Origin of the sequence: Arthrobacter sp. B3I9 (assembly GCF_030816935.1) — a bacterium.
In the GTDB taxonomy this organism is placed as follows: domain Bacteria; phylum Actinomycetota; class Actinomycetes; order Actinomycetales; family Micrococcaceae; genus Arthrobacter.
This window is the reverse complement of record NZ_JAUSYO010000001.1, coordinates 525,743-537,472: the sequence shown is the minus strand read 5'-3', so window position 1 is coordinate 537,472 and position 11,730 is coordinate 525,743. Positions and strand designations below refer to the sequence as shown.

Genomic DNA, 11,730 nt, shown 5'->3' with positions numbered 1-11,730 from the left:
TGTTGGTAGTCAGTTCCGGCCTGCATCGATCGCCTCCGCATATAGGCCAAGGAGACGTTCTGCGAGGGATTCGGCGGACCATAAACGTGAGTGCAGCTCGCGTGCCCGTGCACTCAACTGCCGCCGCAGATCCGGATTGCGCCCGACTGAGGCCATTGCCCTACGGAAAGCAGCAGCGTTGGGTTCCGCAATCAATGCTGCGCCCGCCTCCGACAAGGCGGAGGCCAGCCCGCATTCCGAGGTAAGGACGATGGGCGTACCCACAGCGGCTGCCTCCAGGACCACCATCGGATACGGCTCGTCGCGTGCAGGCAAGACCAACGCCGTCACGTGGGCCAAGGCCTGCAGAACCTCTTGCTCGGTCAGCTCTCCTGGTAGATCGAAGTGCTCTTGGAAGCCAGAAGCATCGATTAGCGCGCGCACGGCGTGCAGTTCGCCCTGGTCTGGTCCTGCCACTACGAAACGAGCCTGCAATCCTTCCCGCAGGAGGCCGATTGCGGCCTCGACAAATACAGTGGGCTGTTTCCGCGGTGCCAGTCGGGACACGAACAAAAAGGTCGTCTCCTGGGGGTCCTCCCACTCCATGCCGGGGAGCGCTGTGGCGTTGACCACCCTGCGCATCTTGGTCCTCGGCACGCCTAAAGATTCCAGATTCCGTTCTTCGGCGTCGGTCAGAGTCAACCACAACCGGGGTGCCTTCATTGCCTGCTTGAAGATGAGCGCATCGAACAGGCGCAAACCCCGTGAGCCAGGCGCGGAAAGCATGCCGTGTGCTTGAGCGATGACAGGAATGGCCGCACGGCCAAGCAGAAGTGCGCTGATGGTGGTGATGAAATCCCGGCAGAGGTGAAGCTGGACGATGTCCACGCCGCGCCCGCGCTTCCACACATGCTTGACCATGCCCACCCCGATCGGCAGCTTAAGACGGGCACCTCGATACGGCCTTCGGACTCGAAAGATAACCTCGCGGGACCCTGGCCGTACAGCTGGAAGAGTCCCGTACCACCCCCCGACGAGTTCAACCGTTGCACCGAGGCGGGCCAGCCCGGCACTCTGCATCCGTGCGACGGCCCACACTCCGCCGGCCAGGGCTCCTGGGCCCGCCAGACCACCGACCTGTAACACACTCAAGGGCACTCCGGCAGGAGCTGGCGGCTTAAACATAATCAGCCAGCCGCCAGCCGCTGCGCTTGAGTTCACGCGTCTTGAGGCCAATTTGCCAGTAGTAGCCCGCCAACGCGACTGCGTAGTCGAAGCCGGCCCGTCCGTCCAGGAAACCGCGGCGGACGACGTAGCTGTAGAGCCAGAACGCGAGCGGCTTGAAAGGTACAACGTCGAAGCGCTGCCCCTGGTCGCTCTTGAAAGCGCGGACGGTGCGCGTCATTACCGGGTCGGCATGGATGTATGCTTCCCAGTCGGAGTACTTATTGTGCCTGTCGAACCAGGTGCGCACCGGGTCAAGGTCATGGTGCGCGAGCAGGCCCTCGGTCCGCCCCACGTCGCCATTCGCTTCGGGTTGGTAGTGCACTTCCAGCTCGGTGATCACCGGAAGTTTCACCAGACCGGTGTCCTTGTATTCGTTATAGCCCCGCTTCAAGAGCGTGCGTTTCACGACCTGATGGCCGTGCTTGAGCTCCCTGCCGGCGAAATAATATGAAATCGGGATGTCAAAGGCCACCCGGTGCTCCGACGGATTGGAGACGATGGCGGCGATTTCCGCGATCAGCTCGGGGCTCGGATATTCATCGGCGTCAAGAAACAATATCCAGGGATGGCGGGTCTGGGCGTGCTGAAGCTGCCACTGCTTCTTCTGCGGGAACTTGCCATCCCAAGTAAAGTTGATCACCTGTGCACCACAGGCACGGGCGAGCTCCGCGGTGCGGTCGCTACTGTTCGAGTCGACCACGATGACCTCGTCGAAGTCGCTGAGCGCTGCCACGCATTTCTCGATGCTCGGCTCTTCATTTTTCGTCTGGATAAGGACCGAAACTGGTATCTTGTGCATGCACTTCCCCCTCAGGAGTGGATTGCCGATAGTATTTGGAAATGGATTTTTCGAAGCCTCGAAACCGGAACAAAACGTCTTTTCCGTTCGGTTACGCAAAGGAGCTGGGATTCGGTTTGCTCGCCGTGGTGGCAATCGTCGTTGTGCTGCTGGCGCTGACGATGCGGGACAACGACGTGAACGCGGCTCCGGCCCCCTCCTCTGCTGCGCTTCCAACCAGTCACCCCGCTGTACCCAACGTGGACATCATCGGAGACTCGTACGTCGGCGGTTCGGACGAAGGCGGCTACGGGGCGGCCAATTGGACCAAGATCGTGGGGTCCCGCTTCTACGCGGAGTCGCGGCCCGTCGACATGAACGTCATGGCAGTACCCGGTGGCGGTTACATCACACGGGGACCCGACAAACTGACATTCGCCGAAGCCGCTGTTGCCCAGCTGCGCTCGTCGGCCGACCTGGTCCTGGTTTTCGGGAGCAGGAATGACGGCAAGCAGGACGCAGCGACCATGACAGCCGCTGCGACAGACCTCTTTGCAAAGATCCACGAGCGGGCGCCGAAAGCGAAGCTGGTCGTGGTAGGCCCGGCCTGGGTTAACGAGAATGTACCGGCCTTCATCTCCGCCAACACGCAGGTGATTTCCGCTGCCGCATCTACCGCCGGCGCTACGTTCGTCAGCCCGCTCAGCGAAGGCTGGTTCTTCGGCGCCAACGCTAAACTCATCGGCGGCGACGGCGTCCATCCCACTGATGCGGGCCATCAGTACATGGCCGAAAAGATGTACGTCGAAATTTCCAAGAACCTGGCCACCACGACCACTCCCTAAGGTGCATTGTTCCATCACCGGGCGTCGTCTTCCCGGAATCGCTCCCTGATCACAGTGGGTCCGTTGGGTCGCCCGTAGACGGCGTTCGCCGGGACATCTCCCCGGACAACCGTCAGGGGCTCCACCACGGCCGACTGACCGATGTGGGTGCCGCCCAAGACCATGCACCGCGAGGTGACCCAGGCGCCGTCGTCGATATGCACCGGACTCGTTACCAGACCCATATCCGAGCGCGCCCGGTGGCTCCCTGTCGTAATAAAGCATTCCTGCGAAACCACGACGTTGGAACCGATGAAGACGTGGTCTTGGTTGTGGAACCATACTCCTTCACCAATCCAGCACCCGGACCCGATGTGGAGTTTCCACGGAAAGCTGACCCGGGTGCGGGGCCGGAACGTCACGTTCTCCCCAATCTCCGATCCAAAGGCTCGCAGCGCGGCCACCCTCAGCCGGGAACTGATCTGCCAGGGGCTGCTGACGAACAAGAGTTCACAGATCCGCCAGGCGTAGACCACCGCCCGCGGCTTGTCCCATGCCTCCCCCGCCCCTGGTGCTTGGGCCAGGTCAATCACTGGCGGTTGCCGCCGACCGGACTCCCCCACCCGGAGGGGCTGAGCCGTATTTGGACCTCCACGAACCCCACTAGCCCCCGCAACTGGTGTGATCATCGTCTTGCCTTTCCCCTTCGTAAAACAGAGACCTTGGAACATTCAGTACGCGCCAACGGGTTTCATGAGCATCCTGGCGGTGCGCCAGATGATGATGAGGTCGCCTGCCAGTGACCAGTTCTCGACGTAGTACAGATCCAGTCGGACACTGTCGCGCCAATTCAGCTCGGACCGGCCGTTAATCTGCCACATGCCCGTCAGTCCCGGCTTGATGTACAGGCGCCGCAGGACTTTGTTCTGGTACTTGTCGACCTCCCGCTGCAGCGGAGGCCGTGGGCCGACCAAGCTCATGTCGCCCTTAAGGACGTTCCAGAGTTGCGGCAGCTCGTCCAAAGAGTACTTCCGCATCCACCGTCCGACCTCAGTAACCCGTGGATCGTTCTGCATCTTAAACAACAAGCCGGCGCCTTCATTCTGCTCAAGCAAACCTTCAAGGTCGTCCTCGGCCGTTACGACCATTGAACGAAACTTCAGCATGTGGAACTTCTCACCGCCACGGCCCACACGTTCCTGCCGGAAAATGACCGGCCCCGGGCTGTCCCGCTTAATCATGACTGCGAGGAACACGAACACCGGGAGCAACGCCACTGATGCCACTGCCGCCAGGACGACGTCGAACATTCTCTTTACGGCGTGCTTTGCGCCGGAGTACTGGGGCAACTCCACGTGCATAAGAGGCAGTCCCTCAACGGGCCGGGAATGGATCCGCGGACCGGCAACGTTGGTCAAGCCGGTGGTCAGAATCAACTGCGTGGAAGACTGCTCGAGTTTCCAGCCCAGCCGCTGGATGTAACGGCTGCCGCCCTTCATGGGCCCGGCGACGACCACCGCGTCAGCGTCCACGGAGGCCACCGCTTCCACAACGCTCCGCTCGTCCCCCACCACATCGAATACCTGACCACCCTGAGTGAAAGCGCCCAAGCCGTTGCCGCCCGCGAGGGCAACACCCACAACCTTGTACGCGGCACCGGACTTCTTTTCGATCTGGCTGACGACATAACGGACGTCGCTCGGCCTGCCCAGCACGATCACTCGGGAAAGATAATGACCACGGACTCGCTGCCGGGTCAGCCACTGACGCAGGCTGCAACGAGCAACCAGCAGCCCGATAAGTCCGGCCGGGAGGGCCAGTGCAAAGAATCCCCGGGCAACGTCGATATTCAAAACAAAACACAACAAGGCGATAAGTCCCAACAGCATCGCACTCGCGCTAACCACGCGCCTGTATTCGTCAATACCTACTCCCACGATCTGGGTATCCCGGCTCTTATAGAGGCCGAGTGCCAGCATCCAAGCCACAGCAATAGCTAAGGAGATGTACAGATAATCGACACGAACATTGCCGAATTCGACCGTGCTCGCTGTGCTGAGTCCGAACCGAGTGAGGTGCGCGGCGGCGGTCACTGCGGTAATGACCAGGGCGTCGGCGACAAGAAGCAGGTGGCGGTATCGTTTCGCCCAACGAAGGCCCTCGCGCTGCTTGCTGCCTTCTAGCCGCCCCGGCCTGGCCGCCTTGAAGTCCGGAAACGTGAATGTCGGCGAAGGGAGAGCCACAGTGGCGACGCCCCCCGGCCCCTGCGAAACTTGTGAGCCAGACGGAACTAGGACGGGGGCCGGCGGTCGAACCAAGGCGCGAACCTCAGGCCGCTGCTTGAGCTCACTCATGGCTGCCGCCTGCGCCCCGGCCGTTGACCGTTAAGGCGGCCCTGTTCCTGTGGCCCCGGTCGGTAACGTCGCCCACCCGTTGGCAACGACTGACGGACCAGCATCAACTTCTGCTTATACATAGGAGACCTTCTAGCGACGTGGTTGGGTGTGGTCTCCCCAAGTAAATTAGATGGCATTCAGCTGCACACGAGTGGGTTCTACCCCTCTTCGAGTCCCCGGCCACTCGTCACGTTGCCCGTCCCGGGTCCACTACTTGTATCCATTACCCGGAGTCGCGACTGCACTACGCGGCCCTACCTGCTAGTCCGCGATTTTGTCGCCGATCCTTGCTGTCAGGGCGAGTGCCGTGAAAGTGGGGTTGGCCATACCTCCGCTTGGAAAAACGGACGCCCCGGCGACGAAGACACTGGCAGTGCCAAAAACCTTGCAGTCCGGATCCACGACTCCCTCTGCGGGCGTTCCCGACATTCGGGTTCCGCCCATCATGTGGAAGATATCTTCAAACGTGTCGCCTGGAGGCAACTCGTGCACCGCGGCACCGATATCGAGGGAATTGAGAAAGTCCACGAGTCTGTGGGTTATGGCGTGGGCGGTTGCGTCCTCCTCCCTGCCAGTGCGCCAGGCAAGAGACAGGTTGGGGAAATCAGGCTCCGCGTTGTTTCCTGACCACGTGAGTTGGACGTCGTGCCGGGTCGGCTGTTGCACATCGAGCCGCAGATACGGCTTGCTAGACGTCGGCACAGGCCGCTCCCTGTACCTCACGCTTCGAGCCACGGCCTCGATCAATTCACCGGATTCACCCCACATATTGGCCAACGTCGTGGAAAGGGGCGGCCGCGGTTCACCGGTCTGGCCGGCCCGCAACAAGGCTCTCAACGATGCCACGGCCCCACTGCTGGGCGAGGCGAATTCCCAGTGGGCGTAGCAAGGCAACAGCTGATGTGCATTTAATAATGTCACGCCCGGTACAATGCGTGGTGAAGCGAGAACGCCCCGGACGCTTTTAGGCGCGGAAAAGGCGCGGAACTTGTTCCAGTCCAGGACGTCAACTCGTGCAATGCGTTTGGAAACGTGGTCCAGAAATCCCCGCCCCAGCGCCGGCAGATCCTGTGACACTTCAGAATTCCGAAGAATGCGGGCGTTGCCCAGCGTTCCAGCGGCCAGCACAACCTTCTTTGCCGATACTGTTGACAACGCCCCGGAATCGTCCCGGAGCTCAATGTGGGCTGTTCCCGAACCGGTTTCATTTATGCGGTTCACTACAGCGCCCTGCCGTACAGTTACATTCCGCAGCTGCGCTCGGATCGCGGCGTTCTTGCCAAAGTTTCTCCGGGAACGATCAATCCACGACGAGTACTTGAGGGAGTAATCGCCTACGGGCACTGTGGGAAGCTTGCTGGCAAACCCGAAGCGGCCGTGTATCTGCGCGTGGGTTGCTGGAAGACCCAACGCCCGCAGAACACGCTCGTAATATGGGCTGACGTCGCCGAAGTCGAGGGGCCACGCGCTGATGCCCTTCTGCGGCAACCCGGCAAACTCCCAATCCTGCCAGGGCCACAGCTGGCCGCCCCACAGTTGACTCGTACCTCCCAAGCCGGTGGTCCACGCCTGCTCCGAGCCCCGGTGAGAACCACGAACCGGGCGCGAGCCCAGGAGCTGATCCTTGTTTTCTCCGGGGCTTCGTCCTGCTTCCAGCAAGATGACACTCTTGCCCCTAGCTGATTGCTCCGCTGCAAGGAATAAGCCCATGGTGCCGCCACCGACGACACAAACGTCAAACATTTGGGCTCTTAACCTGCGGTCCTGAATATTGCATTGTGCCCCCGTCGATGCCGTTTCCCGCTCCTCCGGACGTGGCTAGGAGCTCCCCGGACATTGTTGCAGGCACAACTCGAGTTGGCCATGTCCGGAGTTTCCCGAATCACTGACATTACGAAGGATCCAGCGCCAGGGCATTGCAGGGACCAAAAGCGTTTGGCGAACCGCTGCTCGCACGTGTGCGGGGAAGTGCTCGCGCTGTTGTAAGCTGGTTTCCGCAGCGCTGAAATGCGCAGCAACGCGGCTGTAGCTCAATGGTAGAGCGCTAGCTTCCCAAGCTCGATACGCGGGTTCGATTCCCGTCAGCCGCTCCATGACCGCCTTTCCCTCGCTTGACGCTCGCGGTTCTACCCTGCCGGGCCTTCGGATTGATCTTCGGCCTCTACTGGTTCAGCGCTAACGGTTCGCCGAACGCGCACCCACCGTACCCGCGTGCGCTACTCGGAGGTGTACCTACTCGGACCATTGATCACCCGCAGTAGGTGCCCTATCCTGAAGACGTTGAGGGTCAAGAAGAGGCTCCGACAACGATCAGAAAACGTACGCTCGCGTGGGGATTGCCGTCAGGCAGCGCCACCGGAGCGTTCGGGATAGGCCGACAATGACGCCAGCCGCTAACCACCCACATGCGCCAGCTCCCGCAGAGGTACGCACGCACCCGCCGATGCGTCCACTGACGCCGGCAACCCATCGCGGTGCCGCCGCCCAGCATTCGAGCCGGGCCCGCCGCGACGCCCACCCACTATCCCTGGCAGATGCCGACTACGCCACCAATCCGTACTGCGAACGGTGCGGTACGGACGAATTCATCTACCTGGAGACCTTTGTCCCGGCCACCTACCGCAGGGACGGCTCGGTGAGCCGGCTCGGTGAGGTCACGTACTTTTGCTCCGGCTGTGACGACTACTCCGCCCACGCCGTACCGGCCTCCTGGGCGCCGCCCGGCTGGTATTTTGGCTGAGCCCTGACGCGCCCCGGATAAACCAGCCGCTTAAAAGCCTGAGCCGGGCGGCCACCATCGGAGGGTGGCCGCCCGGCTCATTGTCTTGTGCCGGGCGGGGTGTTGTGCCAGGCGGGGTGTTGTGCCGGGCGCTCGGAACTAGATCAGGCGGTCCGAAAGGTGGTTGGGAGTGCCGAAGCGGTGCGCCGTGATGCTGATGGCCTGTTCGTGAAGGAACGGCAGCAGCTCGACACGGCCGGCCTCGGTGACCGGGTGGGAGTAGATGGCCAGGTCAGGACGGCCGCCCGTGGCCTCAGCCAAAGCCTTCGCATTGCCACCGATAAGCCTGATCCGGCCACCGGACAGCGTGCCCGCCGCGGCAAGCCTGCCTGCGGCCGCCAGCCACTCGGCGTCGTCCTCCACGGTCGCGTCGATGCCGAGGCCGGACAGGACTGTGCGGAGCGGGGCGGGAAGCTCGACGCCGCTGGAGACTGTGAGCGTGGATCCGGCCTGAACGCCGGCAGCTACAGTCCTGACCAGATGAACGAGCGGCTCCCCTTCAGAGAGGCGTACCGTCACCGGCAGCGCCCGGTACCGGAAGATGTTGCGTTCGGCGCTCAGAGCGGAGACGTCCTTGGCCGTACCGAACTCCTCGGCCCAAGCCGCGGCGTCTGAAGCAAGGGCCCGCCGGAGCAGCTCCAGCTCGTCGGCGCCAAGGAAGCCCTTGGCCGCGTTTTCGATCCGGCGCACTCCCGACGGGGTGGGAGCGGAGTCCGGAGTGGCGGCGGCAGTGCTGGCCTTGCTGGTCCAGTCGCCGAGGCCGACGAGGTAGTTCGGGCCGCCGGCCTTGGTTCCGGCGCCGACGGCGGATTTCTTCCAGCCGCCGAAGGGCTGGCGCTGCACGATGGCACCGGTGATGCCGCGGTTGACGTAGAGGTTGCCGGCCTGGATGGTGTCCAGCCAGACACCCAGCTCCTCCGCGTCGAGGGAGTGCAGGCCGGACGTGAGCCCGTAGTCGATCTGGTTCTGGATGGCGATCGCTTCTTCCAGGGTGTCGGCGGTCATGACGCCGAGCACGGGACCGAAGAATTCGGTCAGGTGGAAGTAGGATCCACGCCGGACTCCGGAGCGGACGCCGGGGCTCCACAGCCTGCCGGATTCATCCAGCTTCTTCGGCTCGATGGCCCAGCTCTCGCCTTCGCCCAGGGTGGTCAGGGCGTCGAGGAGCTTGCCCCCGGCGGGTTCGATGATCGGGCCCATCTGGCTCGTCGGATCCTCGGGGTAGCCGACCTTCATCGACGAGACGGCGTCGATGAGCTGGTTGTGGAAACGCTTCGACTTGCCCACCGATCCAACGAGGATCACAAGGGATGCCGCGGAGCACTTCTGCCCGGCATGGCCGAAGGCCGAGTACGCCACGTCCTTGGCGGCGAGGTCCAAGTCGGCACTGGGCGTGACGAGGATGGCGTTCTTGCCGCTGGTTTCGGCCAGCAGGGGGAGATCCTTGCGGAAGGACCGGAACAGCTCGGCCGTCTCGTAGCCGCCGGTCAGGATGACGCGGTCCACTGCGGGGTGCGAGATCAGCTGCCGGCCGAGCTCCCGCTCACCCAGCTGGACCATGGTGAGCACATCGCGCGGCACCCCGGCCTCCCAGAGGGCCTCGATCATGACGGCGCCGCTGCGGCGGGCCTGCTTGGCCGGCTTGATCACGACGGCGGAACCGGCGGCGAGGGCCGCGAGCGTGGAGCCGGCCGGGATGGCGACCGGGAAGTTCCACGGCGGGGTCACCACGGTCAGCTTCGCGGGGACAAACGTTGCGCCGTCGACGTCGTCGAGCTTGCGGGCGGATTCGGCATAGTAGTGCGCGAAGTCAACAGCTTCGCTGACTTCGGGGTCGCCCTGGTCGATGGTCTTGCCGGTCTCGCTGGCCATGACCTCGAGCAGCTCCGCACGGCGCGATTCAAGCACCTCGCCGGCGCGGTGCAGGACCGCGGCGCGGTCGGCGCCGGACAAGGCACCCCACGCCTTGCCCTTCTCGACGGCGGTCTCGATCACCGTGTTGAGGGTCTGCTCGTCGTCGATGGTGGCAGCATCCACGGCGGCGTTGCCGAGGATGGAAGTCGGGACGCGCTCCAGGATTGCCCGCCCCCAGTTGCGGTTCGCCGGAAGCGAGGGGTCCGTGTCCGGGGTGTTCTCGAAGGAGTCCTGCGGCATCGGCGCGGCCGGGAGGCTGCGGTCCTGCTGGCGGTTGGGCGGCGGGACCGCGTCGTCGAGCTGGGCGAGGGAGGCGAGGAAGCGCTGCTTTTCGCGCTCGAAGAGCGCGCTGCTTTCTGCGGAATTTCCGCCCAGTTCGAAGACCGCCGACATGAAGTTGTCCTGGCTGGCGCCCTCTTCGAGCCGGCGGATCAGGTATGCGATCGCGACGTCGAACTCGGCGGGATGAACCACAGGCGTGTAGAGCAGGAGGGAGCCCACGTCCTTCTTGACTGCTTCGGCCTGGCCTTGGGCCATACCGAGCAGCATCTCGAATTCGATGCCCGATTCCACGCCGCGCTGTTTCGCCAGCAGCCAGGCGAACGCGATGTCGAAGAGGTTGTGGCCTGCGACGCCGATGCGGATGTTCTTGATCCGGTCCGGGTGCAGCGAGTAGTTGATGACGCGCTTGTAGTTGGTGTCCGAATCCTGCTTGGTGCCCCACGTGGCGAGCGGCCAATCGTGCAGCGAAGACTCGACCTGCTCCATCGGCAGGTTGGCGCCTTTGACGACACGGACCTTGATGGCCGCGCCACCGCTGGCACGTCGGGCCGCGGCCCACTCCTGCAGCCGGATCATGGCGGCAAGGGCATCCGGGAGGTAAGCCTGCAGCACGATGCCGGCCTCGAGGTCCTTGAACTCGGGCTTGTCCAGGATCCGGGTGAAGACCGCGATGGTCATGTCCAGGTCCTTGTATTCCTCCATGTCCAGGTTGATGAACTTGGCATTCTGCCCGCCGCCGGCGAAGGAAGCGGCACGGGTGAAGAGCGGGGTGAGCTTCTGGACGACATGCTCGACCGCTTCGTCGAAAGCCCAGGCGGAGTGCGGGGCCACGGTGGAGGAGACCTTGATCGAGACGTAGTCGACATCGGGCCGGGACAGCAGGGTGTGCGTGCCCTCGAGCCTGCGGGAGGCTTCGTGCTCACCGAGCACGGCCTCGCCAAGGAGGTTGACGTTCAGCTTGATGCCGTCCTTGCGGATCTTGGCAATCGCCGGGCCCAGCTTGGCGTCGGTGGCGTCGACAATGAGGTGGCCGACCATTTCCCGGAGCACGCGGCGGGCCACCGGGATGACCACCTGCGGCAGGACCGGAGCCATGGTGCCGCCGAGGCGGACGGCGCTGCGCATGTACCAGGGCAGGAAGGCCGGGACCTTGGGGGCCAGCGCTGCGAGGTTGCGGGCGGCGACCTGCAGGTCTTCGGGGCGGACGACGCCGTCGACGAACCCGACGGTGAAGTCGAGGCCATTGGGGTCCTTCAGGACCCCGGCGAGCTGCTGGGCCGAGGCGTCGACGGGGACCCGGGCGGCTTCGGTGAGCCAGTGGCGGACCAGCGCGATGGCGCCTTCCGCGAGGCCGGCGGCCTCCAGGACGGGGGAGCCTTCTGAAACGGCGGCGGCCCCGGCCGCGCTGCCGGTGTTGGCGCGGGGCTCCGTGGAGATGTTGGTCATGGCTGCGTCTCGTTCTTTCTCGAAAAGGGACCGTTCTAAGAATCAGTATGCAACCGGATTTTCATAAGATAAAGCGATGTTTTCTGAGGAATACAGGTTAGAAAA

Annotated in this window: 8 protein-coding genes and 1 tRNA gene; 3 read left to right on the top strand and 6 right to left on the bottom strand. The window is 63.4% G+C overall.

The window, feature by feature from the left end:
- Positions 1 to 9: 9 nt before the first annotated feature.
- Positions 10 to 1,164 (bottom strand): glycosyltransferase, encoded by a 1,155-nt coding sequence (locus QFZ65_RS02610; protein ID WP_306908021.1) that lies wholly within the window; start codon positions 1,162 to 1,164, stop codon positions 10 to 12.
- Complete coding sequence (locus QFZ65_RS02605; RefSeq protein WP_306908020.1) at positions 1,157 to 2,005, bottom strand: glycosyltransferase family 2 protein; 849 nt, start codon at positions 2,003 to 2,005, stop codon at positions 1,157 to 1,159. The genes QFZ65_RS02610 and QFZ65_RS02605 overlap by 8 nt, the downstream gene beginning before the upstream one ends.
- A 41-nt stretch (positions 2,006 to 2,046) precedes the next feature.
- Between QFZ65_RS02605 and QFZ65_RS02600 the strand changes: the two genes are divergently transcribed.
- Positions 2,047 to 2,829, top strand: coding sequence for an SGNH/GDSL hydrolase family protein (locus tag QFZ65_RS02600; RefSeq protein WP_306908019.1), 783 nt, complete (start codon positions 2,047 to 2,049; stop codon positions 2,827 to 2,829).
- 14 nt (positions 2,830 to 2,843) lie between these two features.
- Here the strand turns inward: QFZ65_RS02600 and QFZ65_RS02595 are convergent, their stop codons facing one another.
- From QFZ65_RS02595 to QFZ65_RS02585, 3 genes are all read right to left on the bottom strand, one after another.
- A complete protein-coding gene (locus QFZ65_RS02595) occupies positions 2,844 to 3,401 on the bottom strand; it encodes an acetyltransferase (RefSeq protein ID WP_306908018.1) in 558 nt (185 codons plus the stop codon).
- Between the two features lie 138 nt (positions 3,402 to 3,539).
- On the bottom strand, positions 3,540 to 5,162 hold the full coding sequence (locus tag QFZ65_RS02590; protein ID WP_306908017.1) for a sugar transferase: 1,623 nt from the start codon (positions 5,160 to 5,162) through the stop codon (positions 3,540 to 3,542).
- A gap of 303 nt (positions 5,163 to 5,465) precedes the next feature.
- On the bottom strand, positions 5,466 to 6,947 hold the full coding sequence (locus QFZ65_RS02585; RefSeq protein ID WP_306908016.1) for an FAD-dependent oxidoreductase: 1,482 nt from the start codon (positions 6,945 to 6,947) through the stop codon (positions 5,466 to 5,468).
- A 276-nt stretch (positions 6,948 to 7,223) separates the two neighbouring features.
- Between QFZ65_RS02585 and QFZ65_RS02580 the strand changes: the two genes are divergently transcribed.
- A tRNA-Gly gene (locus QFZ65_RS02580) sits at positions 7,224 to 7,297 on the top strand.
- Between the two features lie 350 nt (positions 7,298 to 7,647).
- The gene (locus QFZ65_RS02575) at positions 7,648 to 7,944 is read left to right on the top strand and encodes a hypothetical protein (RefSeq protein WP_306908015.1); all 297 of its coding nucleotides are present in this window, start codon (positions 7,648 to 7,650) and stop codon (positions 7,942 to 7,944) included.
- 138 nt (positions 7,945 to 8,082) lie between these two features.
- On the opposite strand, the gene QFZ65_RS02570 is transcribed toward QFZ65_RS02575, so the two are convergent.
- Positions 8,083 to 11,625, bottom strand: a complete 3,543-nt coding sequence (locus QFZ65_RS02570; protein ID WP_306908014.1) for a bifunctional proline dehydrogenase/L-glutamate gamma-semialdehyde dehydrogenase — start codon at positions 11,623 to 11,625, stop codon at positions 8,083 to 8,085.
- Between the last annotated feature and the right edge of the window lie 105 nt (positions 11,626 to 11,730).